The following is a 26603-nucleotide window of genomic DNA, read 5'->3' as shown; positions in this document are numbered from 1 at the left end:
CCCGCGTGAGTGCTTGAATAAGCCGTGGCCAACCGCATCCAGTCCCTGCTCGGGGTGGAATTCCCCGTCATCCAGGCCCCGATGACCTACATCGCGCGCGCGGAACTCGCAGCTGCGGTGTCGGAGGCCGGCGGGCTCGGTGTGATCGAGACCCTCACTCCCGAGGGACGAGCTGACCTGCGGCGGGTGCGCGAGCTCACCGACCAGCCGGTCGCGGCGAACCTCATGATCCAGGGCTGGAAGAAGGACCCCTCGATCGTCGACACGTTGGCCGAGGCCGGCGTGCGCCACGTCTTCACCTCCGCGGGTGATCCAGCGCTATTCACCACACCGCTGCACGATGCCGGCATGACGGTGGTGCATGTCGTCGGCTCGCTCAAAGGCGCACACAAGGCGGCCGAGGCCGGTGTCGACGCGCTGGTGGTCGAAGGCGTCGAGGGCGGCGGATTCAAGTCACTGCTCGGCGCCTCGACGATGGTCCTGCTCCCCCTGATCGCCGAAAACGTGAACCTGCCGATCATCGCAGCCGGTGGCATCTGCGATGCGCGGTCGGCGGCGGCAGCTCTGGTGTTGGGCGCCGAGGGCGTGCAAATGGGCACGCGGATGCTCGCCAGCCAGGAATCCGTGGTGCACGCAAACTTCAAAGATGCGATCGTGGCCGCAAACGACTCCGGCACAGTACTTCTCGACATCCCAGGCAATCCGACCATGCGGGTGTTGCGGACCGGGCTGGCCGCCCGCGTTGCCGCCCACGACCCGGATGCCAAGCTACTGGGAAGGATCACCGAGCTGTACTTCGACGGCGACATGGAGGCCAGCGTCGCCAATACCGGCCAGGTATCGTCCCGGATTGTCGATCTTCTCCCGGTGGCCGAGATCATTCGCCGGACTTGGTGTGAGATCGAAGCTGTCTTGGACGCGGCACGGTTGCGGACCGGGACGTTGCGGGCCCCGTGACCTCACCCAATTCGCAGCGCGGAGCGGCGCTCTCCCGCCTTCACCTGTTCAATGTGCTGGGCGTCATCGCCATCCCGGCCCTCGGATGGTTCGCCCAGCATTGGTCCGGCGCGACGACACTGGTGGTGTACTGGTTCGAAAACGTCGCGATGTGCCTGTTCGTGATAGCCCGCATGGCGCTGCACCGTCGCTGGGCCCCCAAATATGGTCATTTCCGATATCGCGCACCGCAATCCGCCGGCCCGACGGGGAATCAATCCTTCCTGAGCGGCTTCGCCCTCATCGGCCTGGCCTTCTGTGCTGCCCACGGAGTATTTCTCGGGGCGATTCTCGGTCTCCTGGCTCACAACCGTGCGCCTGAGCTTGCGCTCCTCGATCTCCATTGGCGCAGCGTCGGAGGGGGGTGCTTGTCCGTATTGCTGTTTTTGACAATGGATTTCCTCCTCGATCTGATTGATCTGCGCCGATGGTCCTTCCGGGACGTCGAGCAGATGGCCAACATCGGACTGGGCCGGATCATGGTTGTGCACCTGACCTTGGTGCTCGGATTCGCTGGGATCGCCGCTACCGATGCTCCCAGTACGCTGTTCGGCGTATTCGTCGTACTCAAGTCGCTCGCCGCGCTGAGCTCCGTGGTTCCGCAGTGGGAGCCGAAACGCCCGCCGCGCTGGCTCAGCAAGCTGATGGACCGGATGCCGAACGTACATCCGGGCGAACGTTTCGAGGATTTCTGGGTCAAGGATCAAGCCAGCGAGCGAGATCGGCAGCGGCGCAACGAGCAACCCTGGAAGACCCCCAGGACCTAATGGACTGCGTCCGACGTCGTCGCCTCCGCGTGGTCGGCCGCACCGAAGATGGCGACGGCCACCGCACCCCCGACCGCGGTGCAGAACCCCAACGCCACCAACCACCCCATCCCGCGTTGGGCAGTGTCACCCAGCAGCGTCACGCCGACAATGCCGGGCACCACCGTCTCGCCGACCACCAGGGCAGCAACGGCGCCATTCACCGAACCCAGCTGCAATGCAACGGTGAACAGGTAGAAGCCGCCGGCTCCGGCAATGGCGATCGCCCAGAACGCCGGATCCATCAGCAGAACAGGCAACTTCAACGGATCGACACCGTCGACCACCCGAACCGCTATCGCCATCACTCCGTAGAGGACACCGGAGACCAATCCGGCCGCGACGGCGGCACGTGCCCCCAGAAGCCGAATGAGAACAACCCCGAGGGCCGCGATCAGCATCGCCACCAACATCAGCGCCCAGTGCAACCCCGGTACCGAAGCGGTACCGGCCTGACCGGCGCCGAACGCCAACACGCATAACGACACCATCACCGTCCCGATCGCCGTCCAGTCGCGGCCGCGCAGACGCAGGCCGAGCACCGCGACACCGAGCACGGCGGTAACGACGAGATTGGCGCTGATGATCGTCTGCGACAGAAACAGCGGTATCAGCCGGGCCGAGACGACGCTTCCGGCGAAACCGATTACGTCGAGGGCCATTCCCGCAATGAACGCCGAAGTCAGCACCGCGTTGGCGGTCGAGCGCAGGGTCGGTCGGCCGTCTGAGGTGACGAGGGCATCCTCCCCCAGACTGGCAGCAGCAGAACTACGCGCACCATGAGCCTGCAAGACAGAGGCCACCCCGTAGCCGAAACAGGCCAGCAGCGCTGCGGCTATACCGATCAGCACGCCACCGGCCTCATCGGTCCTGGACGGTATGTGGCCTGGCCGAAATCCGCAGGGCGATCTCACCGTATCGCTCGAAGCGATCGGGATCCCCCAGCGCGTTGTACAAGACCAGGCGGGTCGCGACTCCCCCATACTTGCCGATCAGGTTGTCTGCCAGGTCATCCCACGTCGACTCGGTCGCAAAGGCGGCCAAGTGTTCGTCGGTGATCTGCGCCGCCATACCGGCGAAGTCGCCGGCCTTCTGCCTCTCGCGGATCCGGGCGGTGGTGCCGTCGAACCCGGCCTCATCCCAGATGAAGGCATAGTTCGGTGTACTTCCGTAGAAGCTCAGGCTGGCCCGCACGAATTCGCGCTCCTTGTGCCGCTCTTCGTCGGTGTCGCCGACGATGGTCATCGCGGGCACGATGACGGCGATCTCCGACGGGGAACGGCCCGCCCTCTCGGCTCCTTCGGCCACCTTGGGCACCACGTGACGGGCCAGGTAGCCGGGCTCGCCAAGCGGGTGGACGTGCACGCCGTCAGCCACCTCACCGGCCATCCGCAACATCCACGGGTTCACGGCCGCGATATCGACCTTGGGGTCGGGCGCATCGATCGGGCCCGCACTCCACTGCGGGGTGATGAAGTCCAGGTCGTAGAAGTCGCCGTGATGATCCAGCTTTCCCGTTCGGAAGGCGGCAAAGCAGGCCTTGACCGCCAGCACGTAGTCGCGCAGCCGCGGACCGGGATGTTCGAACGCCGCCCCGTAGCGGCGCACCACATGAGTGCGCACCTGGGTGCCGAGGCCGAGCCGGAACCTGCCGTCGGTGGCCTCCTGCAGTTCCCACGCCGTGGCCGCCGTGACGAACGGACTGCGCGGAAAGGCAACCGCGACACCGGTCGACAGCTCGAGACCAGGTGCGGCCTGAGATGCGATGGCGGCGTTGAGATACGCGGTTCGACCGGCTTCGGTGAACAGCAGTCCGGAGAAGCCCGCCGACTGGGTGTTTCGGGCAAGCTCAGCGGCCTTCCCCAACGGTTGCGGTAAGGCCATGACGTCAATGTGCACGTGGGTGAGACTACGTGCCGAGTCCCTGCTGACGGGGCTACTTTGCGTCTGTAACGTGGCGGAGGTGAAACCCACTCGGACGCATTCATTCGTTGCTGTTGCGGCGGCTCTCGCGGCAATCGCCCTGCCCGTCGCGGCGGCGGGCACGGCCGCAGCCGCCGACACCTGCCCCACGACCGCACCCACCGGTGGCACGCCGGACTGGACGCTTACCGGGGCCACCGGCAGCGTCGCGGTCACCGGATCCACCGACACGGCTGCGCCGCGGGTGGATGTGTCAGCACCGTTCAGCGTGACGTCCACCCAGGTGCACACATTGCAGGCCGGTAATGGTCCGGTGGTTCCGGGCACGGCCAAGGTGTCCGTCTGCTACATGGGCGTCAACGGACGCGACGGGTCGGTGTTCGACAGCAGTTACAAGCGCGGCGCCCCGGTGGACTTCCCGCTCGACGGCGTCATCCCCGGATTCCAGAAGGCGATCGCAGGCCAAACGGTCGGGTCCACCGTCGCGGTCGCGATGACCTCCGCCGACGGCTATCCCGACGGTCAGCCCAGCGCCGGGATCCGGCCGGGCGACACCCTCGTCTTCGCGATCAAGATCCTGGGCGCCTCAGGCTGATCCACGGTGGCGCTCGCCGAGGACGTCGCGGCTGAACGTGCGGCACTCACCGACGCACTGAGTGCCACCGGCGCCTCGGCACCCGCCGGATGTGGGACGTGGACCGCGCGTGACCTCGCGGCCCACCTGGTGGCCCAGGAACGCCTCGGTGGCCTGTCGACGTTCGTCGCGCGGTCGCTGGTTGCGCGACGCATTGCGGTACCGGCTCCGCCGTGGTTGGTGGAGTTCGCGATTCGACGTGAGCACGCATCCGGCTTCACCGACTTGATCGACCGGTTGCGACTCCCGGTACCGCGACTGCTGCTCCGGTCGCGGGTTGCACCGCTCACGTTGTTCGAATACTGGACTCATCACGATGACCTCGCCGCCGTCAACGCGGCTGTCCATGCCGCGCCGCCAACACTGGTGCAGGCCATTCCCCCACTGCTGCGCTATCAATTCGCTAAGTTGCCCGCCGGCGTTGCGGTCACCGTGGGCACGGATGACGGTCGTGTTCTGGCATCCGTGGGCCCCCGTGCAGAACAGGCGGTGCTGGTGCGGGGGACGCCGGCAAACCTGGTGCGCTGGCTGGCGGGGCGCCACACACGAGCCGACGTCGAGCTGGCGGGTCCCGCGGTCCGCGTGCAGGAACTGCGCACTTTCGAAGGTCACGTATGAAACTCTGTTGCATTGTCCCCCAACTGATTTAACGGCCATTGCCATGGTCTGCCGCATCCGGTAGCGTGCGCTCATGACCGATCGCAATCGCCGCTTCCTCCTCCGCGAACGCCCAGCAGGACGCATTGGCCCGGATACCTTCGAACTCAGCGAGCAGGCGGTGCCGGAGATCGGCGACGGCGAGGCGTTGGTGCGTGTCGACTGGATCTCACTGGACCCGACCAACCGGATGTGGATCAACGAGACGCCGTCGTACCTGCCGCCGGTCGGCATCGGCGAAGTCATGCGCGCGGCCGGCCTCGGCGTGGTCGTCGCGTCGAACAACCCGAACTATTCGGTCGGCCAGACCGTGCAGGGCCTGACCGGCTGGCAGGAGTACGTGGTCGTCTCCGACACCATGCCGTTGTTCCCGGTCGAGGTCGCAGACGGCGTCTCGCCCAGCGCCTACCTGGGCGCGCTCGGAATGACCGGGCTCACCGCGTGGATCGGGATCCGCGACATCGGCAAGCCGCAGCCCGGCGAGACCGTGGTCGTGTCGGCCGCCGCCGGAGCCGTCGGCTCGGTCGCCGGTCAGCTGGCCAAGGCCAGCGGCGCGCGGGTCGTCGGGATCGCCGGCGGACCGGAGAAGTGCGCGCTGCTGACCGACCAACTCGGTTTCGATGCGGCGGTGGACTACCGGGCCGATGACTGGGCCCGCCAACTCGCCGCCGCGACCCCCAACGGCATCGACGTCGACTTCGAGAACGTCGGCGGCGACATCATGGATGCGATCTTTGCGCGCGTGAACGTTGGCGCGCGGATCGCGCTCTGCGGGCTGATCTCCGGCTACAACGAGACCGACCCGCCGCCCGGGCCGCGCGCGTTCGGGAACCTGCTGATCCAGCGGGCCACCCTCAAGGGCTTCATCGTGCTCGATCACTTCCTTCGTGCACCGGAGGCGAACAGCGAAATCTCCGAGCTGATCGCCGCCGGCAAGCTCACCCCGCTCGAGACCGTCGTCGAGGGCTTCGAGCAGCTGCCGACCGCGATCAACATGCTGTTCGACGGCAAGAATGTCGGCAAGCTCGTGGTGAAGATCTCCCATTAGGGATGGCGGCGCGTGACCAGCGCGGGGGGCGCCCAGCTCGGCCAACTCGGGTCACCGATCTGGGCGCCCCCCGCGAACTGCGCCACAATCTTCGGCCCGGTCACGCGCGAATTGTCGTAAACCGTTGCGACGTCGACGATTCCGATCGCTTCGGCGACCAGGGGCCAGACCCGGTGGTAGCGCTCGCGGATCTTCTCCTCGGGAACGGCATGTCCACCGGCGGCCACCCGGTACCGCACGCGCTGGACCGCCAACGCTTCGGGGATGAGCACCGCATGCAGCACCACCGTGTATCCGTGGGCGTGTGCACCATGGATCAAGTCGATCTTCGATCCATGCGAGAACACCGTCTCGGCGATGAACGAACGCCCCGCCTCGATAAGTTTCATCCGGGTCTTTGCGGCCAGCCGCGCCGCATCGTAGGCGTGCGCGGCCACCTCGTCGGGCCAACGAGTCTTGGCGATTTCGTCGGCGTTGACGAACAGGGCCCCCGGCAGCAGGGGCGCCAGCGTGAGGGCAACAAAGGTCGACTTGCCCGCCCCGTTGGGGCCGACAACGAGGTCGAGCCGCCTCAGGGGGTCGGCTCCACGATCACCGAGGTGCCGTCAGGCCGGTATTCGACGATGCGGCCGTCGTCGTCGAGAGCCACGGTGGTGACGCCGCGCTCGGCTAGGATGTCGCCGTAGTGGGTATGCGCCAGGTGCTCCTCGATCGCTGCGGAGATCTCGGCGTTGAACACCACGCCCTCTTCGGCGGTCAATGCACCGGTCTCGAGGTGACCGGACAGCGCCGCCTCGACCCGTCGCCGCGCCGCACTCTGCTGCGCCGACACCGCACGGCCGACCCGCGCCCAGTGGTCGAGCTGCTGCTTGGCCGACCTGCTTTGGCGCGCGCCTTCGGCGGCCGCGCTGTCCACCAGGTCCGCGGCAAAACGGGTGACCCGGTCGGCGACCTCAGCCATCAGCGACCTCCCTCTTTTGTAGCATCTTGTAACGACGCATAGCAAAATGCTACACGGAGGGTTTTCGCCAGACCAGCCCGTAGTAGAACATCGGCAGCAGCCTCCAGCGCATCCCGGGGCAGCTCCGCCACGGCGATGCGCCGGACGTCGGAATAGGACTGCGCGGGCTGTAGCGTGGCCAAGGTGAATTCGCGTATGCCTCGGTTCGCCGTACTCGCCGCCGGTGTCGCTTCGGTGGCGGCGGCGCTCGCCGGTTGTGGCGGTTCGGACACCACCACGTCGTCGAAGACGTCGTCGGTCACCGACCTGTTCATGCCCCCGAGTGGCGACACCGTCACCGCCTGCCCGTCCACACCGCCGGATGAGGGCGTCGTCGCCGACTGGACGCTCAAGGGTGTCACCGGCAGCGTCGCGGTGACCGGCTCCACGAACTCCGCCGCGCCCAGCGTCGTCGTGACGGGGCCGTTCAAGGTGGCCCAGACCGAAGTGCACACCCTGCACGCCGGCGACGGCCGTGTGGTCTCCGACCACGCCACGGTCTCGGTCTGCTACATGGGTGTCAACGGACGTGACGGGTCGGTGTTCGACAGCAGCTATGAACGCGGCAAACCGGTCGACTTCGGCCTGGACCGGGTGGTCCCGGGGTTCCAGAAAGCCATTGCGGGTCAGAAGGTCGGGTCGACGGTGGCGGTTGCGATGGTCCCCGCTGACGGCTATCCCGAAGGGCAGCCGGCCGCCGGCATCCTGCCGGGCGACACGCTCGTCTTCGCGATCAAGATCCTCAACGCCTCACGCTGAGCCCGGGCCGCCATGGAATCGAGCCGGGTGGATCGGTGGCTGTGGGCGGTGCGGATCACCAAGACCCGGCCGGACGCCGCCGCTGCCTGCCGCGGCGGACATGTGCGGGTCAACAACCGCCCGGCCAAGCCGGCGACGACGGTCTCACCCGGTGACGTGGTCAGCGCCCTGGTGGGTGATCGCACCCGAATCGTCGAGGTGCTGCGGGTGATTCAGAAGCGGGTAGGCGCGGCCGACGCGGTGACCTGCTACCTGGATCGAACGCCCCCGCCTCCACCGGCATCCGAAACTGCGATGGCCACCCGTGACCGCGGCGCCGGACGGCCGACCAAACGGGATCGACGGGTGCTGGACAAGTGGCGGGCCCAGCAGCGCTGAGGTGTCACTGCGGGTGCGCGGCCAGATACTCCCCAACCGGAATCCGCGACGACGAGACATACCCGATAGGCAGCAGCAGATCGCCGGCGGTGGTCCGGTAGTAGGTGTCCCAGCGGTAGTAGCTGGCGAACCCGGCTGGGTCGCCTCCTATGACCGCGGCGTAGTCGTTGACCGCCCGCACGTAGTGGTCGGAATGGTTGTAACCCCAGATCGCCTTGTCGCGATTGGTGGCAAAACCGTTGGCGGCCAACAGGCGACCGGCCGCCATGATGGCATCGCGCGGCGAGTGGATGTCTCCCCCGTTGCCGTAGGCCGCGAACGTCGAGGGCAGGAACTGCATCGGGCCTTGGGCGGCGTCGTCGCTGACACCGTTGATGCGGCCAAAGCCGGTCTCGACGAAGTTGATCGCCGCCAGGTAGTTCCACGGCACCCCGGATGCGGCCTCGGCCGCGCGGTAGCTGGCCATCAGCTCGTTCGCCGGCACCGGCGGCACCACCCGCCAGGGCGGCATGGTGTCTTTCGGGTCGGTGAGCGCCATGAGTGCACGACGTGCGTCGATGTTGCGGTCGTAGACCGCGAGCAGCGCCGCCGGGATTTGCGGGCGAGCGATCGCATCCCACTCCGGGTGCGCACCGAGGGTGCGGTAGGCGACCTGTTGCCGGCGGGCCGCGGCGGCCAGCACCTGCTCCGGCGACGACGTATTCCGCAACGCCTGATCGGCAGCGACCAGGTCAGCGGCCAACGCGGCCGGATCCACGCCCGGCGCCGCGCCGGCGGGTAGCGCCGCCGTCACCGCGCAGCCGAAGGCGACAACCAGGGAGGCGACCAGACGCCACAACCGAACAGCCATGCCGTTCATCTTCTCCCCTGCGCCGCCGCGAACCGCGCAGGGCGGCCGATCGGAGCGTCCCAGGCCACCTAGAACACGTTTCGCTTTGCCTCGTAGGCCGACCAATCACTGCTGGTCACTTCCACAACCAGAGAACTACCGGCTGTTACATTGAGGGCCGTTCAGCTCACGTCGTCAAGGGAGAGCGCATGACCACCACCAGCGTGACGACCGATGTCGTCATCGTCGGGTACGGCGCCGCCGGTACCTCCGCCGCGATCACCGCCCGCGAACTGGGCGCCGAGGTGATCGCGGTGGACCGTGCCAACGGCGGCGGCGCCACCGCGATCTCGGGGGGCATCATCTACGCCGGCGGCGGAACGTCGGTTCAGAAAGACGCCGGCGTGCACGACACCACCGAGCAGATGCTGGACTACCTGCGTCTCGAGGTCGGCGACGCGGTCCGCCCCGAAACACTGCAGCGCTTCGTCGACGGCAGCCCGGAGATGATCGACTGGTTGCAGGCCCGCGGGGTGCCGTTCAACTCCGGACTGTGTCCCTACAAGACGTCTTTTCCGAACAACCGCTACTACCTGTACCACTCGGGCAGTGAGAACGCCGGAGCGTTCCGCGCCCACACCCCGCCGGTGCAGCGCGGTCACCGCGCCTACGGCAAAGGCACATCCGGCAAGAAGATCTATGCGCCGCTGGCCGAGTCGGCGCGCAAGCTCGGTGTGGACTTTCGCCCGCACACCACGGTCACCGAACTGCTGCAGGATTCGTCCGGTCGGGTGATCGGCGTGCGGGCCACGACCATGGGGCAGGCACCGCGGCGCATCCAGCGTCGCTATGCACGCCTGGCCGCGATCTCGTCAAAACCCGGGGTCTACTACCCGCCGCTGCGCGCCGCGATGGACCGGCGACTGGAGAAGCTGCAACGGCGCTACGGCCGGGAGATCGAGATCATTGCGCGGCGCGGGGTGATCATCTGCGCCGGAGGTTTCATCGCCAACACCGAGTGGCGTGAGCGCTACGCGCCGGAATTCAACGGCGGCCTGCCCCTGGGAACCAGCGGCGACGACGGCAGTGGCATTGCGCTGGCCCAGAGCGTCGGCGCGGTGACCGATCACATGGACAACGTCTCGGTCTGGAAGTTCATCACACCCCCGAGCGCATTCATCTCCGCGATCATCGTCGACGCCGACGGCCGCCGGGTGATCGACGAGTCCCGTTACGGCGCCGCGGTCGGGCAGGCCATGGTGAAGAACCATGGCAGCCGGGGCTGGATTCTGGCCGATTCCCGCCTCATGGCCGAAGCCCGGCGCCAGCTGCTCACCCAGACCCTGTGGTTCCAGCGTGCCCAGGGCGCCGCGCTGATGTTCTCCGGCGCCGTGCGCGGCGCGACGTTGGCTGAGGTGGCTCGAGCCGCCGGGATAGACGCCGAGGGTCTGGCAGCCACCGTCGCCGCGCACAACGACGCGATCGACTCCGGCGCTGAGGACCCGGCTGGCAAGCCCGCCGACTTCTGTCGACGCATCGATCAGGGCCCTTTCACCCTGATGGATATCTCGGTGCAGCCCAACGTCTTACGTCCCACGCCGATGCTCACCCTGGGTGGCGTCCGGGTGTCCGAGGACACCGGCGCGGTTATCGACGCGGACGGTGATCCGATTCCCGGGCTCTACAGCGCCGGCCGCACCGCCGTCGGCATCGCGTCGCGGTCCTACGTCAGCGGACTGTCGATCGCCGACTGCGTGTTCGCCGGACGTCGCGCCGGAGCCAGCGCCGCCAACGCGACCAGCTATCGCTGCGCTTCGACGAAATAGCCACGCGGCACGTCCGGTCCAGCGGCTGCGGCCACCGCCGGGAACCAGCGGTTCCACCGGTTGCCCGGCTCCGCCACGTCAGTCACCACGGCCGACCAACCGAGTCGTTCCGCAAGCTCGCCGGGTTCGTCCGTGCCGAACAGCCACGGCGATCCCTGCTGTGCCATGGACTGCAGCAACGGCGCCATCGACGGCGCTTCCAGCAGGGTCTTGCCGACCACGTCGTACAGCAGCACCGAGCCGGGCGCCGATAACGCGTCGACGCGGTCGAACAGCGCGCGTACTGCGGGCGCGTCGAGGTACTGCAGCAGCCCCTCGATGAGCCAGACGCTGGGAGCGGTCGCGTCGAAGCCCGCGGCCTCCAGGGCCGTGGGCCAATCCTCGTCGAGGTCGATGCCGAGCGGCACCCGCCGGCAACGCGGCTGGTCGTTGGCGAGCAGTTCGGCTTTGGCCGCGATGACCGCTGGTTGATCGACTTCGTAGACGGTGGTGTGGTCCGGCCAGGGCAGTCGGTATGCCCGGGCGTCCATGCCGGCCGCCAGGATGACCACCTGGGCGAGTCCGGCGCGCAGCAGGGCCTCATCCCAGAACCGGGTGCGCACGACGATCTGCCAGGTCGACTGCTCACCGGAGTTGGCGATGGCCGCGGCCAGCATCCGCCGCCCGTCCTCCCCCGCCAGCTTGTGGGCGAACGGATCGGTGAACAGGGCGTCATCGCGGGCGGATTCCTTGGCCCGGATCGCGGCGACAAGGATTCCGGTGCTGGCCACGGCTTCTCGGGTGCGGTACATGACACCATCATCTGGGATCGCGGTGGCGGTTGGCTTGGATATTTTTGCCGCCGCTCACCCGCGCCGCGTCGTCGCAGAATCCTCGGCCAGGTCAACGTGCCCGGCCAACCACGAACGGCGGCGCAGGTACTGGGTGGGGGTGGTCTCGGTGAACTCCCGAAACTCCCGCACGAAGTGCGCCTGATCGAAGTACCCCAGTTCAGCCGCCAGGGCGGCGCCACCGGCGGCCCCGCTGTCGAGGCGCTTGAGGGCGGCCTGCAATCGCCGCACCCGTAGGTACGCCTTGGGCGTCAGACCGATCTGCGCACGAAACATGTTGATCAGCCGTTTGGGCGACGAACCGGTGAGCGCGACCGCGTCACCGACGCGCATCGATGGGTTGCGTTCGGCGGCGTCCAACACGGTGGTCACATCCGGGTGCGGAGCGAATTGTGTGGCCTGCAAGCGCTTCACGAGGAAGGCTTCGAGCAGCCTGACACGTGTGGCACCCGAAGATGCCTCCGCCAACCGCTGGCGCAGCGTCACTGCCTCGCGCCCGCACAACTCGTCCAGCCCGACGCAGGCATCGGTCAACTCCCCCTGCGCGATGTCCAAGAACGGCCATGCGCCGCCGGGGCGAAAGTGGACCGTGATGACGGTCTGTGCCGTGTCGATGTGTGTCACGTAGGACACGGTGCCGGCACCGATAAAGAACGCGGGTGGCACCGTCAACCGGGTGTGCGCGTCGGCGTCGAAGAAATCCACTTCCGGCCGGTCGCCGACATCGATGACGATGGTCGCCGCCCCGCGTGGTAAGGCTCGACTGCGGTGTGGGCCACCGGTACGGCGGTCCCAGTACCCGAAGTAGGCGATGCTCTCCGACAGCGGCGGTCGGGGCCGAAACAGTTGCGGCTGCATCACCCCTCCTCGATGAGCCTTCGGAAACGCGCCGCCGGGCAGGTGGCCGCACCCGCCGACGTGACCCGCTCCACCAGGGCGATATCGGAGGTAACCACGGTGATGTCCTGCGGCCGGTCGTCGGCCCGGACCAGCCGCACGATCTCGTCGTCGGCGGAGTTGGCCCCGGGACGCGGCGCCGCGGCGATTGTGATGACGTCCGATGCGATGGGCGGCGACGGCGGCTTTTCGAACACGACGGTGACGTGTCCGTCGTGCGTCGCCGCCCAGGCTTCGAGCTGTCGGGTCAGCCGGACCATCGCGGCATGGCGGTCCTTCCACCAGCCGTCCGGACGCGCACCGATTACGTTCATCGCGTCGACGATCCATCGCACGACTCCGACGGTACGGTGCAGAAATGAGCGCCATGAGCCTGGTCACCTATGAGTGCCACGACCACGTCGCGACCATCACCCTGAACCGGCCCGAGGCCCGCAACGCCATCAATGGGGCGATGCGCGAAGACCTCAACGCCGCCTGGGACCGATTCCGCGCCGAGGAGGACGCCTGGGTCGGGATCCTCACGGCCGAAGGCGACGTGTTCTGCGCCGGAGCCGATCTCAAAGACTCGGCGGGCGCGGTCGGCACCTTTCCGGGCACGTTCTGGGAGAAGCCCACGATCAACTCGTTCGAGTCCGGCATGGAACTCTTCAAGCCGACCATCGCCGCCGTGCACGGCCCCTGTGTCGGCTACGGCCTCACCGGATTGTTGTTCTGCGACTTCGTCATCGCCAGCACCGATGCGGTGTTCCGCTTCCCAGAGGTGTCGCTGGGAGTGCCGACCATCGTGGGGGCGATCCGGCTACCCCAGCGGGTGGGCTGGGCCAACGCGATGGAGCTGCTGCTGACCGGAGAGCCGATGAGCGCGCAACGCGCCAAGGACATCGGCCTGGTATGGAAACTCGTCGAACCCGGCGCCCTGCAGGAAACAGCCGTGGCCTGGGCACGCACCCTCACCAAGGCCGCTCCCCTGGCCCAGCGGGCCACCAAGGAGGTGGCGTGGCGCAGCAGCGACATGAGCTGGATCGACGCCGTGCGGTTCGGCGAAACGATGCGCAAGGTGGCCGCGGCGACCGAGGACGTCGCGGAAGGCCTAGCAGCCTGGCGGGAGCAGCGGCCACCGCAGTGGCGGGGCCGCTGAACCGCCGGGGTTCAGGCCGCGGCCAGTGCCGCCAGCGCCGCGTCGTAGTTCGGCTCCTGGCCGATCTCGGGCACCAGCTCGGTATAGGCGACGTTGCCGTCCGCGCCGATCACCACGATCGCCCGGCCCAGCAGCCCGGCCAGCGGACCGTCGGTGATGGTGATCCCGTAGTCGGCACCGAAGCTGTCCCGGAAGCCCGAGGCGCTGGTGACGTTCTCGATGCCCTCGGCACCGCAGAACCGCTTCAGGGCGAACGGCAGGTCGTTGGAGACGCACAGCACGGCCCCACCGGCCGCGGCGGCCCGCTCGTTGAAGGTCCGCACGCTGGTCGCACAGACCGGGGTGTCGACCGACGGGAAGATGTTCAGCAGGACCGGCTTGCCGGCGAAGCCACCGCTGTCGACCACACTCAGGTCGGTTCCGGCCAAGGTGAAGGCGGGAGCGGCCGAACCCACGGCCGGCAACTCGCCTGAAGTGTTGATCTGGTTTCCCTTTAACGTGATCTGCGCCATGGCAACAGTCTGCCAAGCACGTCAACCGGCGTCGACGTCGGGCCGTGATCGGGGGGCTCAGTGGCCGGCGGCCACCGGCGCGGGGTTCTCCCGGGGCTCCAGGATCGGTGGAACGGTTGCCGCGGCCACGACACTCAGGTAAGCCGCCGTGAAGCACAGGACCACGTACCACAGACATCCCACCGGGTCACCGTTAGCGGTCAGCCCGCCCGACGCGTCGAGGTAGGCCGGCAAGGCCGTCAACCACAGCACCGTCATGACCGACAGATACACCGCGGCGTAGCGGACCATCAGCCGGTTGTCATAGCGGCCTTCCACGAAAAGATTCAGCCGCAGCCGCCGCCATGAGATGACCAGGATTGGTATGGCCACCGCCGTGATGATGAGAAGTTCTGCGGCATAGGCGATCCCAAGGAGCTTTCCGTCAGTGGCGGCACCGAGCAGGGTAGCCGGCAGCGGCAGGATGCCGGTCCCGAGCGAGGCCAGGATTCCGATCACGATCGTCCGCCAGATCACCTGCAGGCCGGTGAATCTCCTGCCGTGGTCGGCCTGGCGACCGACCAACAGTTGGACACAGAACGCCAGCGACGCCGGCCACAATGCCGCGAACACCACGACACTGCCCAGCGGCACCGAGGTGAACATGGGTTGGTTCAACGGGTTGTCCACCGACCATTCCCACCAGCGCAGCTGCGGGCCGAGGTGGTCGAAGATCTCGTAGAACGCATGGTGGACAAAGCCCACGCAGATCGCCCCGACGATGGCCCCGTAGCGGCGGAACACACCCAGGATCCGGACGATCTCGAAGGAAATGGTGGCCATCATCGGATAGATCGCGACGATGTACAGCGGCAGCCGGCCCCACAGGAATTCGACGCTGAACACGTTGTGCGCGAACATCGTGTCGACATGATCGGCGATGCCGAACGCGCCCGGAAAATACAGCGGGGGTTCGATGATCAGCAGATAGGCGATCGCCCCGAACCACAATGCCAAGTTGGTGGCATCCCCGCGGCGGTACCGGATGATCGCGTAGATCAGCGCCAGCACGGCCCCGGTGATCACGGTGATCTCGAGAACCGGCAGCGTCCAGTTCTCCAGCTGCAAGGGGCTGCGGAATTCCAGCAATCCCCCGGCGTCGCCGCAGGAGAAGCCCAGCGACTCGGCGAGGCGCTCGAATGTCGGGGTACACAAGTCGGGCATCAGGCGCTCTTCTCCTCTGCGGTGTACCACTTGGTCACGTCGTAGCCGTCGTCATAACGGGCGAACCACTCGTTGGCCAGGGCCGGGATCTTTTCGTGAGCCGGTTTGTGATTGGGCAGCTGGCTGCGGATGATACCGGCTACCGCGGTGGCCATTTCGCGCTTTGGCAGATGTTTGAAGGCATCAGCGACCGGGCCCTCGTCCGCGGGCCAGCCGAACGGAACCCGCCGCCGCCAGGCCTGCTTGGCACGGTAGGTGCTGAACAGTGACAGCGCGTCAACTTTGCGGTCTTGCAAGGGAATGTGCCGATTGAAACCTTCGCACGCCACCTTGATCACGCTCATCACGTGTTTGAAGATCGACGGCGCCATCCGCATCCGGTACCACGGGTCGTTGATGACGTGGTCGTAGATGATCAGCGCGGAGCTTCGGTGCTCGACTTCTTCAACGAAGTGCCACAAGAACAGTGACGCCACCCGGTCGTCACCCGGAGCGAACAGCGTGTTGTCGTGGTCGAGCATCAGCTTGAAGACCGGGGTGAAGGTCGCCTCGAGGTCGGCGGTGTAGGCCAGCCGGTAGTCCAGTGATTTTTCGGCGGCCATCTTGTCGAACATGGCGTTGCATTCGTCGACGGTTTCCTTGAGTCCCGGGTAGGCCCTGACCAGCGCCTTCGCATGGCCGCGATGGGCCATCGAGTGCTGGCCCTCCTGACGCACGAAGGCGTCGGCCTCTTCGGCGACCACGGGGTCGGTGATCAGCGGCATCGCCTCGGCGATCATGCCGCCGATCATCTTCTCGAAGCCGATCGCAAGCAGCGAGACCGCGTTGGCCATCGACGAGAACGCCGGGTTCGCTTCGTTCCACAAGAATGGCACCGGATACTCGGCGAACGCGAACCGCAGTTTGCGCACGATCAGGTCAGTCATCGCCACCTCAGCTCAAAACATACAACTAGACGTCTTCGCGTATGATTGTTCGATGCTCCAAGCTTGTCAAGCAGGTCACTGATGGCACGGCGACGCGGCTGGGGAGGTAACCCGCCGCACACCGACGAGGAAGCCAGCCGGCGGATTATCGCCGCGGCCGTCGAGCTGGTCGCCGAGACCGGTTCGGCGGTGTCGCTGGCCGACGTCGCCACGTCGCTCGGAGTGATCCGGCAGACGGTGTACCGCTACTTCCCCACCGCCGAGGCGCTGATGCGCGCCGTGGCCATCGCCTCGGTCGACGACTTCCTCGACCGGCTCACCGACCACGTGCACGGCATCCACGATCCCGCCGACGCGCTCGCCGAAGGTGCGGTCTACACCCTGGATGCGGTGGCCCGCTCGCCGCACCTGGGCGCCATGTTGTCGTCGTCGTCCGCGCACAACCGAGAGATGACCTCGCAAGAGGCCCGCGCCTTCGGCATGCGAATGATCGAGCGGTTCGACATCGACTGGAAGCGGTACGGCTACGACGAAGCGGCGCTGCGCGAGCTTGTCGAGTTCACCCTGCGGATCATGCTCTCGTTCGTCGTGGCGCCCAACGACCCAGATCGCTCCCCCGACGAGCTGCGCCGGTTCTTACGCCGCTGGCTCGGCGAAGCCGTCACCGCCCAGTCGCGGCACGCCGTCGACTGACAGTTCTCCGACACCCCGCGGGGTTCTTCGGGAATATTTGATATACCCTACGGGGTATAGTATTCACGAAGTGTTCGAGCGGATGGAAACGAGAGGTGATGGGCATGCGCGCGATCGTGAGCCGAGCCTGGGTGCCCGTCGTGGTCGCGTCGGCGGCGATCGTCGGAACGCTGGCAGTCGTGAACCTTCGCGGTGTGTTCGGCGCCGATGAGATCTTCCGCTGGGACGGCAGCGGTTCGCAGGTGATCAACTCGATCAACGAAAAACAGGTCCGCTACGAGGTTTTCGGGGCCGGCGCCGTCACCGGCTCGGTGAGCTATCTGGACCGGGAGGCCCAGCCCGCGCAGGCGACGTTCAGCGGCCTGCCCTGGAGCCACACGATGACCACGACGAGTCCGTCGGTCATCGGCAATCTGGTCGCCCAAGGTGACGGCGACCAGATCGGCTGCCGCATCACAGTCAACGGCGCCGTCAAGGACGAGCAGCTGGCCACCGGGCACCACGCCCAGGTGTTCTGTCTGGTCAAAGGCGCATGAGCGGCCACGGCACCCTTCGCCCGGGGTATATGCGGGCGGTTCGCCGGCTGGCCTGGCCGCTGGTGATCTTCTGGCTGCTGCTGACCGTCGGCCTCAATGTGCTGGTTCCGCCCATCGAGTCGGTGGCACGCGACAACGCGGTGACGATGTCGCCTCAGGACGCGCCGTCGATGATCGCGGCCAAGCACATCGGCGCCACGTTCGCCGAATTCGACTCCGACGCCATGGTGATGCTGGTGCTCGAGGGCGAGACGGAACTGGGCCCAGAGGCGCACCGCTACTACGACGCCGTGATCGCCAAGCTGGCGGCCGATCACGAACACGTCCAGCACATCGCGGACCTGTGGGGTGACCCGATCACCGCCGCCGGGGTGCAAAGCACCGACGGCAAGGCCGCCTACGCCCAGATCAACACCGCAGGCGACCAGGGCAGCACCCTGGGCAACGAGTCGGTCGACGCGGTCCGCAAGATCGTCGCCTCGGTGCCCGCACCGGCCGGTGTGAAGGCCTATGTCACCGGCCAGGCCGCGCTGACCACCGACATGAACGAAGCCGCCGACAAGAGCATGCTCAAGATGATGGGCGTGACCGGTGTGGTCATCATCATCATGCTGGCTATCGTCTACCGTTCCGCGGCCACCGTCGCGCTCGCGCTGGTGATGGTCGGCTTCGAAATGGGCAGCGCGCGCGGCCTCGTCGCACTTCTGGGACACCATGGCCTACTGGGCTTTTCGACATTCGTCGTCGCGATGCTGTCCTCGTTGGCGATCGCAGCCGGAACCGACTACGCGATCTTCCTGATCGGGCGCTACCACGAAGCCCGCAACGCCGGCGAGGATCCCGAGACCGCCTGGTACTCGATGTTTCGTGGCACCTGGCACGTCATTTTGGGCTCGGGGCTGACGATCGCGGGCGCGTCACTGTGTCTGCATTTCGCCCGGCTGTCCTACTTCAAGGCTCTGGGCATCCCGTCGGCACTGGGTCTGCTGGTGGTCATCGCGGGTGCGCTCACCGTGGCGCCGGCCATCGTCGCGATCGCCACCCGGCGCGGCCTGCTGGAGCCCAAGCGGACCGAGGGCCGCGGCTGGCGGCGTATCGGAACCGCCAATGTCCGCTGGCCCGGTGCGGTTTTCGTGGCGGCATTGCTGGTCACACTCGCCGGCATGCTGGCGGTGCCCAGCATGAAGATCAGCTTCAACGACCGCTATTACATTCCCGCGAGCCTGCCCGCGAACGTCGGCTACGACGCAGCCGAACGTCACTTCAGCGCTGCCCGGATGAACCCGGACGTCCTGATGGTCGAAAGCGACCACGATCTTCGCAATCCTGCCGACATGATCATCTTGGACCGGATCGCCAAGAACATGTTTCGCACCCGCGGGGTGGAACGCGTGCAGAGCATCACGCGGCCGCTGGGCAGCCCGATCGACCATACGTCGATTCCGTTCCAGGTCAGCATGCAGGCCGTCCCGATCCAGGAGAACCTGCAGTTCATGACCGACCGGCTATCAGACATGGAGCGGATGAGCCACGACCTGGGCGCCACCATCGACTCCATGGTCCGACTGCGCGACCTTGTCACCCAGATGAACAGCACTACGGACAAGATGAGCGCCGACATGGCAACGGTGACCGCGACCGTCGACGAGATCCGGGACCACATCGCAGATTTCGACGACGTCGTGCGCCCGATTCGCAACTACTTCTACTGGGAGCAGCACTGCTTGAACATCCCCGCGTGCGACGCGATCCGGTCGGTCTTCGATGCCTACGACGGGATGGACGAGTTCAGCGAGAACATGCGGCCGTTGCTGGCTGACATGGCCGACCTGAACGCGGTGATGCCGCAGATAGTCGGGCAGTTCGACCCGATGATCGCAGTGGCGAAATCTATGCAGGGCAGCCTGCTCTCGATGCATTCGACCTTCTCCGGCCTGGTGACCCAGATGGCGCGGATGACCGACACGGCGGCCGAGATGGGGCGGGCTTTCGACGCCTCCAAGGCCGACGACTACTTCTACCTGCCTCCGGAGGCCTTCGACAACCCGGACTTCCAGAAGGGCCTCAAGCTGTTCTTGTCCCCGGACGGCAAGGCGGCACGGTTCATCGTCACCTACGACGCCGACCCGGCCACCCCGAAAGGCATCTCGTTCGTCGAGCCGATGCTTGCGGCCGCTCACGATGCGGTGAAGGGCACCCCGCTGACGGGTGCGAAGTTCTATCTCACCGGAACCGCCGCGGTGTACAACGACATCCAGGTCGGCTCCACCTACGACATCCTGATCGTCGGGGTGGCGGCGGTGACGCTGATCTTCATCGTGATGCTGTTGATCACCCGGGCGCTGGTGGCCTCCGCAGTGATCGTCGGGACGGTGTTGCTGTCACTGAGCGCCGCCTTCGGCCTGACCGTGGTGGTGTGGCAGCACATCCTCGGCCTCCAATTGAACTGGATCGCACCGGTGTTCGGGGTGATCATCCTGCTTGCGGTCGGTTCGGACTACAACCTGCTGCTGGTCTCCCGGTTCCAGGAGGAGATCGGCGCCGGGATCAAGACCGGAATCATCCGCTCGATCGGCGGAACCGGATCGGTGGTCACGGCAGCGGGCCTGGTGTTCGCCTTCACGATGATGTCGATGGCGGCCAGTGACCTGTACTCCATCGGTCAGGCTGGCAGCACGATCGGGCTCGGCCTGCTGTTCGACACCCTGATCGTGCGCTCGTTCTTGACGCCCTCGATCGCGGCGCTGCTCGGCCGATGGTTCTGGTGGCCTCAAAAGATCCAGAACATCCGGCGAGCGCCGTCGGCGCCGTCCCGGCCCGCGCCCATCGAAGCCGACGCGGCCACTACCCCGCTGCCGGCGACCGCGGGACCACCGTAGGCCGAAAGTCGTACTGGGTGGCCGGACCGCCTACGCCACCGCGCGCGGCCAGGCTGCCGAACGGCACCATCGGCGGCACCGCCGCCGCGTTGCCCATCCCCGCCGCCGAGGCCGCTACCCCGCCGCCCGACGGCAGCGCCGCGGCCATCGGAGCGCTGGCCACACCCGGACCGGTCCAGGCCGGCGGCACCGACAACGCGCCGATCGAGGCGGCCCGGCCCAGACCTGCGGTCGCCGCCGATCCGCCGGAGAAGCCCGCCAACGTCACCGTGCCGGCCGCGCCACCAGCGGAGCTGAGCATGCCCGAGGCCGCCCCGCCGGCGGCCGCCACACCCGCCGCGGCGCCCTTGGCCCCGGTGGAGCCTCCCATGAGCATGCGCATCAGCATGCTCATCGGCATCATCGCCATGCGCATCGGCATCATCAGCGAGTTGAGGCTCGACATTGACGACGACATCGACCCGCCCGTCGAGGCCTCCTCGGTGGGTGAGGCCAGCGCCTGCAGCGCCGTCGGGGTGGTCGAGAGCAGTTGCGGCCCTTGCGACATCAGTGCCTCAGTGTCGGTACCGGTGGTCGCGGCCGCTGACTGCGCCACGGAAGCGACCTGGCCGGCCTGCCGGGACGGGTCAGTGGTCTGCGGTGGCGAGGCGAACGGCGTGACCTGGGTGGCTACCGCCGACGCCCCGGCGTAGCCGTACATGGCCGCGGCGTCCTGCGCCCACATCTCCAGATATTGCGCCTCGGTGGTGGCGATCGCCGCGGTGTTCTGCCCGAGGAGATTGGTGGCGATCAGCGTCTCTTGCAGGGTGCGGTTGGCGGTGATCAGCGGCGGCGGAACCGTTGCCGCGTAAGCGGATTCATAGGCCGTGACGGCCGCGGTCAATTGGGCGGCGGCCTGCTCGGCCTGTGCCCCGGTGGCACCGAGCCAGGCGATGTAGGGGCTTGCCGCGGCAGCCATCGTCGCCGCAGAGGTCCCCAGCCAAGGACCACCCGTCAGGCCCGTAATCACCGAGCCGTAGGACGCGGCCGCGGAGTTCAGTTCGGCGGCCAGATCCTGCCAGGCGGTCGCGGAGGCCAGTAACGAAGCCGGGCCGGGGCCGGCGTACATGCGCGCCGAATTGATCTCCGGCGGCAGGACTCCGTAATCCATTGCCTCCCCTTGTCTCTTGGCCGGCGAACGAGCCGGCGAGATGCCTTAGGAAGGCTAGCTAGCTATTTTTGGCGCCCGGCAGGTCTGCGCTGTGCGCCCGCTGTGCGCCCGGCAGAGCCGGCAGACCCCAGCACAGTCGTCTCAGTGCACGCCGAGCGTGCCCGCCACATACTGCTCGCGGCACGCGATCCGGCCGAGCTTTCCGCTGGTGGTCCGCGGAATGGCGCCGGCAGGGACGAACCGCACGTCCGAGGCGTTCACCCCATGCACCCGCTGCACCTCCGCTCGGATGGCCGCGATCGCCGGCGCTGGGTCTTGGCGGCCGGTGCCGGTCGCGCGCTCGGCGACGATCACCAGCTGGCCGGTGGTATCGGCGGGCGCCGCGAACGCCACCACATAACCGGCACGCACCATCGGTGAGGCCGCCGCCACGGTGGCCTCGATGTCCTGCGGATAGTGACCGCGTCCCCCAAGAACCATCAGATCCACCGTGCGGCCGGTCACGTAGAGCTCACCATCCAGATAGAAGCCCAGGTCGCCGGTGCGCAGCCAAGCCCCGTCGGCCGGTGTCGACCCGGCATGACTGCCGTGTTCCAGCCGAGACCGCAGCCGGGCACCGAACGCGCGCTCGGTCTCATCGGGCCGGCCCCAGTAACCGGCGGTGACGTTGTCGCCATGCAGCCAGATCTCGCCGATGCGACCGTCGGGCAGTTCCGCGTCGCCGTCGACGATCACCGCCGACAGGCTGCGGGCAACCTGCCCGCACGAGACCTGAGCCACCGCACCCGGCGCATCGGCGGCAACCGCTGAAGCGTGGCCGGCACCGAGTTGCTCGCGGTTCAGGTAGAGCACGCTCGCCTCGGCATCGGGAGCGATGGTGGCCACGAACAGCGTGGCCTCAGCGATCCCGTAGGACGGCTTGATGGCGGTGGGCGGCAACCCATACGGTGCGAACGCCTCGTTGAAGGCGGTGATCGCTGCCATGTTCACGGGTTCGGAGCCGATGATCATCACCACGTTCGAGAGGTCGATGTCGGCTCCCGGCCCGGGCAGGCCCCGCGCCGCGGTCAGTTCATAGGCGAAGTTCGGTGCGGCGGTGACCACCCGGCCGCGCCGCGAGGCATCCGACAGCGCAGTGATCCAGCGCTGCGGCCGGCGGATGAACGCCGTCGGCGAGATCAGCGTGGAGTGTCCCCCGTAGACGGCCGGAAACCCGATCATCGACAGACCCATGTCGTGATAGAGCGGTAACCAGCTGAGCCCGTGCGTGTTCCGGTCCAGCATGTCGATCGACAGGATCATCTGCAGCAGGTTGGTGGCAACCGAGCGGTGCGTCACCTGCACACCGACCGGCGGCCGCGTGGTGCCCGAGGTGTACTGCAGGTGCGACACGTCGTCGACGTCGATGTCGACGGGCACAAAGGCCTCCCCCGCCGAGTCCGGTATCTCGTCGATGACCAGAACGCGGGGCTGCAGCTGCTGGGGCAGCTTGCCCAGAAAATCGTCGACGATGCGCCGCACCACAGCTGTCGTCAGGACCACGGCCGGGGTGGAGTCGCGCAATGCGGTGTCGAGCCGCTCGGCGTGACCCGGCAATTCGGGGGCGAACAACGGCACCGCAATGGTCGCGCATTTGAGCGCGGCATAGAACCCGGTGACGTAGTCGAGTCCCTGTGGCGCCAGGATCGCCACCCGGTCGCCGGGAGCAGTAAGGCCCTGCAGCCGGGCGGCGATGGCGCGCAATCGCTCGCCGAGTTGCGTCCAGGTCAGCTCCACCGCCTGGCCCTCGTGCTGGCCGGCATAGTCGAGATAGCGGAACGCCACCGCGTCCCCGACGTTGGCGATATTGCGGTCGATCAGCGAGATCAAGGTGTCACCCGGTGGCAAAACGATGCCGCCGTCGGCGTCCAGGCACTCCTCGATCTGAACCAGCCCTTTGAGGGTCGTCGGGCGCTGCGACTGCGTCATGCCCCGCAGTCTAAGTCCCCGGCTTCTTCGACCAAGCCCGCTCGGACATCAAAGGACCTCCACCACAATGGAGTTGGGTGGTGATGATCACATAGCCGGTTCGCGCAGCGCGAGGCTGATGAAGAGGTAGCCCATACAGATCAGCAGATTGAGTGCGGCGAGCATCAGGCCGGCCACGATGAGCGCGTTGACCAGACGTCGCCGATTGCGTCGCGCCCGGGCCAGACGCTGCTCGTGCTTCATCTCCGTCGCAGCCAGCGCGAACGCGTAGTCGACTGACTCCGCCGACGCCAGCGGTGCACCGACCGCCAGCTCTCGTAGCCGCGCGGGCGGAATGCGGACGCCCACCCCGGCGAAGCGCCGGCTCATCCGCCGTGCAGCCCAGCGGCCCACCACGACAGGCTGCGGCGGCTGTTCCCAGTGCTCTCTCCACCGGTCCGACCGGGACGTCATAGAGCCTGAGCTTAGCCACCTCAGCCCACTAATCCGAGGCCTTCGTGCGAGTTCGGCGGCGACGGCCGCGCAGTGCTGAAGATGTAGGCAAAACCGAACTATCGCTCAGCGTACGGCGGCACAATACGGGGAAGGAGCATGCGGAACCCGGCGGTTCAGCGAGGCTCGACGGAGGAGAGACGAAGCTGGAACCGCCGCATCAACCCGGGCGAACAGGAGCGATATTCCATGACGACCATCGAGACGAACGCGGCGGCGAGTGCACCGGTCGAACGTGATGTGGACGCCGACATCGCAGCGGTGCAGAAGTACTTCGACAGCCCGCGTTTCGAAGGCATCACCCGTCTCTACACCGCCCGCCAGGTCGTCGAGCAGCGCGGCACCATCCCCTCCGACTACCCGGTGGCGCGCGAGGCGGCCACGGCGTTCTACGCCCGGCTCCGCGAGTTGTTCGCCGCCAAGAAGAGCATCACCACCTTCGGCCCGTATTCGCCCGGCCAGGCCGTGGTGATGAAGCGGGTCGGCATCGAGGGCATCTATCTGGGCGGCTGGGCGACCTCCGCCAAGGGCTCCATCACCGAAGACCCGGGCCCCGACCTGGCCAGCTACCCGCTGAGTCAGGTGCCCGACGAGGCGTCCGGGCTGGTGCGTGCCCTGCTCACCGCGGACCGCAACCAGCAGTACCTGCGCCTGCAGATGACCGAGGAACAGCGCGCCGCCACCCCCGCTGTGGACTACCGGCCGTTCATCATCGCCGACGCCGACACCGGGCACGGCGGTGATCCCCACGTGCGCAACCTGATCCGGCGCTTCGTGGAAGCCGGTGTGCCCGGCTACCACATCGAGGACCAGCGGCCCGGCACCAAGAAGTGCGGGCACCAGGGCGGCAAGGTGCTGGTGCCCTCGGACGAGCAGATCAAGCGCCTCAACACCGCCCGTTTCCAGTTGGACATCATGGGTGTGCCCGGCATCATCGTCGCGCGCACGGACGCCGAGGCGGCCAACCTGGTCGAGAGTCGCGGCGACGAACGCGACCAGCCGTTCATCCTGGGCACCACCAACCTGAAGATCCCGTCCTACAAGGCCTGTTTCCTGGCGATGACCCGGTCCTTCTACAACGCCGGGATCACCGCGATCAACGGTCATCTGCTCTACGCCCTGCCGGAGGGCGAGTACGCCGCCGCCGACGCCTGGCTGGAACGCAACGGCATCACCGCGTTGATCACGAAAGCCGCCGAAGGCTGGCGCGACAACGGCCGGCAGTCCGTCGACGTCGTCTTCGACGACATCGAATCAAAGTTCGTCGAGGCATGGCAGAACGACGCCGGGCTGATGACGTTCGGCGACGCCGTCGCCGAGATGCTCGAGTTCGCCGAACGCGAAGGCGAGCCGAAAGACATGAGTGCCGCGCAGTGGCGGGAATTCGCCGCCCGGGCACCGCTTTACACCGCCCGCGAAAAGGCGGCCGAGCTCAATGCCGACCCCGGCTGGGACTGCGAACGGGCCAAGACACCCGAAGGCTACTTCCAGGTGCGCGGCGGTATCCCCTACGCGATCGCCAAGTCACTGGCCGCCGCCCCGTTCGCCGACCTGCTCTGGATGGAGACCAAGACCGCCGATCTGGCCGATGCTCGTGAGTTCGCCGAGGCGATCCACGCGGTGTACCCCGACCAGATGCTGGCCTACAACCTGTCCCCCTCGTTCAACTGGGACACCACCGGCATGACCGACGAACAGATGCGGGCTTTCCCAGCCGAGATCGGCAAGCTGGGCTTCGTCTTCAACTTCATCACCTACGGCGGCCACCAGGTCGACGGCGTGGCCTCCGAGGAATTCGCGGCCACGCTGCTGCAGGACGGCATGCTGGCGCTGGCCCGCCTGCAGCGCAAGATGCGGCTGGTGGAGTCGCCGTACCGCACACCCCAGACACTGGTCGGCGGACCGCGCAGCGACGCCGCGCTGGCCGCATCGTCCGGGCGCACGGCCACCACCAAGGCGATGGGCGCCGGCTCCACGCAGCATCAGCACCTGGTGCAGACCGAAGTGCCCAAGAAGCTGCTGGAGGATTGGCTGGCGTTGTGGGCCGAGCACTATCGGCTCGGCGAGAAGCTGCGTGCGCAACTGCGGCCCACCCGTCCCGGATCCGACGTGCTGGAACTGGGGATCTACGGCGACAACGACGAGAAGGTCGCCAACGTGATCGTCGACCCGATCAAGGACCGGCACGGTCGCAGCATCTTGACGGTGCGCGACCAGAACACCTTCGCCGAGAAGCTTCGGCAGAAGCGGTTGATGGACCTCACCCACCTGTGGCTGATCCACCGGTTCAAGGCTGCGGCGGTGCACTACGTCACGCCCACTCAGGACAACCTGTACCAGACCGAGAAGATGAAGGAGCACGGCATCTTCAGCAACGTCAGCCAGGAGGTCGGCGAGATCATCGTCGCGGACGTCAACCAGCCGCGCATCGACGAACTGCTGGCATCCGACCGGGTGGCGCTGGGCAAGCTGATCGACAAAGCGGACTGACGCCGCCGACTCAGCGCACTGTCGTGCGGA

Annotated in this window: 27 protein-coding genes; 13 read left to right on the top strand and 14 right to left on the bottom strand. The window is 67.1% G+C overall.

The window, feature by feature from the left end; genetic code table 11:
* Positions 1 to 24: 24 nt before the first annotated feature.
* Together K3U94_RS11605 and K3U94_RS11600 are read left to right on the top strand one after the other, a co-directional pair.
* Positions 25 to 957: an NAD(P)H-dependent flavin oxidoreductase gene (locus tag K3U94_RS11605; RefSeq protein ID WP_220696569.1), complete on the top strand. Its 933-nt coding sequence runs from the start codon at positions 25 to 27 to the stop codon at positions 955 to 957.
* A complete protein-coding gene (locus K3U94_RS11600; RefSeq protein WP_220696568.1) occupies positions 954 to 1763 on the top strand; it encodes a DUF6498-containing protein in 810 nt (269 codons plus the stop codon). Before K3U94_RS11605 ends, K3U94_RS11600 begins: the two co-directional genes overlap by 4 nt.
* Here the strand turns inward: K3U94_RS11600 and K3U94_RS11595 are convergent.
* Both K3U94_RS11595 and K3U94_RS11590 read right to left on the bottom strand, forming a co-directional pair.
* Positions 1760 to 2653 (bottom strand): DMT family protein, encoded by an 894-nt coding sequence (locus K3U94_RS11595; RefSeq protein ID WP_220696567.1) that lies wholly within the window; start codon positions 2651 to 2653, stop codon positions 1760 to 1762. The genes K3U94_RS11600 and K3U94_RS11595 overlap by 4 nt on opposite strands.
* A gap of 10 nt (positions 2654 to 2663) precedes the next feature.
* Positions 2664 to 3701, bottom strand: coding sequence for a TIGR03617 family F420-dependent LLM class oxidoreductase (locus tag K3U94_RS11590; RefSeq protein ID WP_220696566.1), 1038 nt, complete (start codon positions 3699 to 3701; stop codon positions 2664 to 2666).
* Between the two features lie 64 nt (positions 3702 to 3765).
* Between K3U94_RS11590 and K3U94_RS11585 the strand changes: the two genes are divergently transcribed.
* The 3 genes from K3U94_RS11585 to K3U94_RS11575 all read left to right on the top strand — a co-directional run bounded on the left by K3U94_RS11585 (position 3766) and on the right by K3U94_RS11575 (position 6064).
* Positions 3766 to 4320, top strand: coding sequence for an FKBP-type peptidyl-prolyl cis-trans isomerase (locus K3U94_RS11585; protein ID WP_434084916.1), 555 nt, complete (start codon positions 3766 to 3768; stop codon positions 4318 to 4320).
* 6 nt (positions 4321 to 4326) lie between these two features.
* Complete coding sequence (locus tag K3U94_RS11580) at positions 4327 to 4977, top strand: maleylpyruvate isomerase family mycothiol-dependent enzyme (RefSeq protein WP_220696565.1); 651 nt, start codon at positions 4327 to 4329, stop codon at positions 4975 to 4977.
* A 73-nt stretch (positions 4978 to 5050) separates the two neighbouring features.
* The gene (locus K3U94_RS11575; protein ID WP_220696564.1) at positions 5051 to 6064 is read left to right on the top strand and encodes an NADP-dependent oxidoreductase; all 1014 of its coding nucleotides are present in this window, start codon (positions 5051 to 5053) and stop codon (positions 6062 to 6064) included.
* Here the strand turns inward: K3U94_RS11575 and K3U94_RS11570 are convergent.
* Both K3U94_RS11570 and K3U94_RS11565 read right to left on the bottom strand, forming a co-directional pair.
* A complete protein-coding gene (locus K3U94_RS11570; RefSeq protein ID WP_220696770.1) occupies positions 6061 to 6639 on the bottom strand; it encodes an ATPase in 579 nt (192 codons plus the stop codon). The two genes, K3U94_RS11575 and K3U94_RS11570, sit on opposite strands and share 4 nt — an antisense overlap.
* Positions 6636 to 7025: a TA system antitoxin ParD family protein gene (locus K3U94_RS11565; protein ID WP_047317834.1), complete on the bottom strand. Its 390-nt coding sequence runs from the start codon at positions 7023 to 7025 to the stop codon at positions 6636 to 6638. The genes K3U94_RS11570 and K3U94_RS11565 overlap by 4 nt, the downstream gene beginning before the upstream one ends.
* A 174-nt stretch (positions 7026 to 7199) precedes the next feature.
* On the opposite strand from K3U94_RS11565, the gene K3U94_RS11560 reads away from it, so the two are divergent.
* Complete coding sequence (locus tag K3U94_RS11560; protein WP_434084915.1) at positions 7200 to 7823, top strand: FKBP-type peptidyl-prolyl cis-trans isomerase; 624 nt, start codon at positions 7200 to 7202, stop codon at positions 7821 to 7823.
* A 12-nt stretch (positions 7824 to 7835) separates the two neighbouring features.
* Entirely contained in the window at positions 7836 to 8201 is a 366-nt protein-coding gene (gene hslR, locus K3U94_RS11555; protein WP_220696563.1) for an Hsp15 family ribosome-associated heat shock protein, read from the top strand.
* A 4-nt stretch (positions 8202 to 8205) separates the two neighbouring features.
* Here hslR and K3U94_RS11550 read toward each other — a convergent pair whose 3' ends face one another.
* Positions 8206 to 9051, bottom strand: a complete 846-nt coding sequence (locus K3U94_RS11550; protein WP_220696562.1) for a lytic transglycosylase domain-containing protein — start codon at positions 9049 to 9051, stop codon at positions 8206 to 8208.
* 188 nt (positions 9052 to 9239) lie between these two features.
* On the opposite strand from K3U94_RS11550, the gene K3U94_RS11545 reads away from it, so the two are divergent.
* Entirely contained in the window at positions 9240 to 10856 is a 1617-nt protein-coding gene (locus K3U94_RS11545; RefSeq protein ID WP_220696561.1) for an FAD-binding protein, read from the top strand.
* Here K3U94_RS11545 and K3U94_RS11540 read toward each other — a convergent pair.
* Genes K3U94_RS11540 through K3U94_RS11530 form a run of 3 tightly spaced genes read right to left on the bottom strand, consistent with a single transcriptional unit; the run spans position 10832 to position 12918 of the window.
* The gene (locus K3U94_RS11540; RefSeq protein ID WP_220696560.1) at positions 10832 to 11647 is read right to left on the bottom strand and encodes a class I SAM-dependent methyltransferase; all 816 of its coding nucleotides are present in this window, start codon (positions 11645 to 11647) and stop codon (positions 10832 to 10834) included. The two genes, K3U94_RS11545 and K3U94_RS11540, sit on opposite strands and share 25 nt — an antisense overlap.
* A 54-nt stretch (positions 11648 to 11701) precedes the next feature.
* Positions 11702 to 12547: a helix-turn-helix domain-containing protein gene (locus K3U94_RS11535; RefSeq protein WP_220696559.1), complete on the bottom strand. Its 846-nt coding sequence runs from the start codon at positions 12545 to 12547 to the stop codon at positions 11702 to 11704.
* The gene (locus tag K3U94_RS11530) at positions 12544 to 12918 is read right to left on the bottom strand and encodes an NYN domain-containing protein (RefSeq protein ID WP_220696558.1); all 375 of its coding nucleotides are present in this window, start codon (positions 12916 to 12918) and stop codon (positions 12544 to 12546) included. The genes K3U94_RS11535 and K3U94_RS11530 overlap by 4 nt, the downstream gene beginning before the upstream one ends.
* A 32-nt stretch (positions 12919 to 12950) precedes the next feature.
* On the opposite strand from K3U94_RS11530, the gene K3U94_RS11525 reads away from it, so the two are divergent.
* Positions 12951 to 13724, top strand: a complete 774-nt coding sequence (locus K3U94_RS11525; RefSeq protein ID WP_047317828.1) for an enoyl-CoA hydratase/isomerase family protein — start codon at positions 12951 to 12953, stop codon at positions 13722 to 13724.
* Between the two features lie 11 nt (positions 13725 to 13735).
* Here the strand turns inward: K3U94_RS11525 and tpx are convergent, their stop codons facing one another.
* Genes tpx through K3U94_RS11510 form a run of 3 tightly spaced genes read right to left on the bottom strand, consistent with a single transcriptional unit; the run spans position 13736 to position 16365 of the window.
* Complete coding sequence (tpx, locus tag K3U94_RS11520) at positions 13736 to 14236, bottom strand: thiol peroxidase (RefSeq protein WP_220696557.1); 501 nt, start codon at positions 14234 to 14236, stop codon at positions 13736 to 13738.
* A 57-nt stretch (positions 14237 to 14293) separates the two neighbouring features.
* Positions 14294 to 15439 carry a hypothetical protein gene (locus K3U94_RS11515; RefSeq protein ID WP_220696556.1) on the bottom strand — a complete coding sequence of 382 codons (1146 nt, stop codon included), beginning with the start codon at positions 15437 to 15439 and terminating at the stop codon, positions 14294 to 14296.
* Positions 15439 to 16365: a metal-dependent hydrolase gene (locus K3U94_RS11510; RefSeq protein ID WP_220696555.1), complete on the bottom strand. Its 927-nt coding sequence runs from the start codon at positions 16363 to 16365 to the stop codon at positions 15439 to 15441. Before K3U94_RS11510 ends, K3U94_RS11515 begins: the two co-directional genes overlap by 1 nt.
* 81 nt (positions 16366 to 16446) lie before the next feature.
* On the opposite strand from K3U94_RS11510, the gene K3U94_RS11505 reads away from it, so the two are divergent.
* The 3 genes from K3U94_RS11505 (at position 16447) to K3U94_RS11495 (ending at position 20473) form a co-directional block, all read left to right on the top strand.
* Entirely contained in the window at positions 16447 to 17058 is a 612-nt protein-coding gene (locus K3U94_RS11505; RefSeq protein WP_047317824.1) for a TetR/AcrR family transcriptional regulator, read from the top strand.
* A 104-nt stretch (positions 17059 to 17162) separates the two neighbouring features.
* Entirely contained in the window at positions 17163 to 17594 is a 432-nt protein-coding gene (locus K3U94_RS11500) for an MmpS family transport accessory protein (RefSeq protein WP_220696554.1), read from the top strand.
* Entirely contained in the window at positions 17591 to 20473 is a 2883-nt protein-coding gene (locus K3U94_RS11495; protein WP_220696553.1) for an MMPL/RND family transporter, read from the top strand. The genes K3U94_RS11500 and K3U94_RS11495 overlap by 4 nt, the downstream gene beginning before the upstream one ends.
* On the opposite strand, the gene K3U94_RS11490 is transcribed toward K3U94_RS11495, so the two are convergent.
* The 3 genes from K3U94_RS11490 to K3U94_RS11480 all read right to left on the bottom strand — a co-directional run bounded on the left by K3U94_RS11490 (position 20439) and on the right by K3U94_RS11480 (position 24044).
* Positions 20439 to 21623 (bottom strand): PPE family protein, encoded by a 1185-nt coding sequence (locus K3U94_RS11490; RefSeq protein ID WP_220696552.1) that lies wholly within the window; start codon positions 21621 to 21623, stop codon positions 20439 to 20441. The genes K3U94_RS11495 and K3U94_RS11490 overlap by 35 nt on opposite strands.
* Before the next feature lie 141 nt (positions 21624 to 21764).
* Positions 21765 to 23591: a fatty acyl-AMP ligase gene (locus K3U94_RS11485; RefSeq protein ID WP_220696551.1), complete on the bottom strand. Its 1827-nt coding sequence runs from the start codon at positions 23589 to 23591 to the stop codon at positions 21765 to 21767.
* Between the two features lie 87 nt (positions 23592 to 23678).
* On the bottom strand, positions 23679 to 24044 hold the full coding sequence (locus K3U94_RS11480) for a hypothetical protein (protein ID WP_047317820.1): 366 nt from the start codon (positions 24042 to 24044) through the stop codon (positions 23679 to 23681).
* Between the two features lie 228 nt (positions 24045 to 24272).
* Between K3U94_RS11480 and aceA the strand changes: the two genes are divergently transcribed.
* A complete protein-coding gene (aceA, locus tag K3U94_RS11475) occupies positions 24273 to 26573 on the top strand; it encodes an isocitrate lyase ICL2 (RefSeq protein WP_220696550.1) in 2301 nt (766 codons plus the stop codon).
* Positions 26574 to 26603 lie beyond the last annotated feature (30 nt).

This window comes from Mycolicibacter heraklionensis (assembly GCF_019645815.1).
In the GTDB taxonomy this organism is placed as follows: Bacteria; Actinomycetota; Actinomycetes; order Mycobacteriales; family Mycobacteriaceae; genus Mycobacterium; species Mycobacterium heraklionense.
This window is presented reverse-complemented; position numbering and strand designations above follow the sequence as displayed.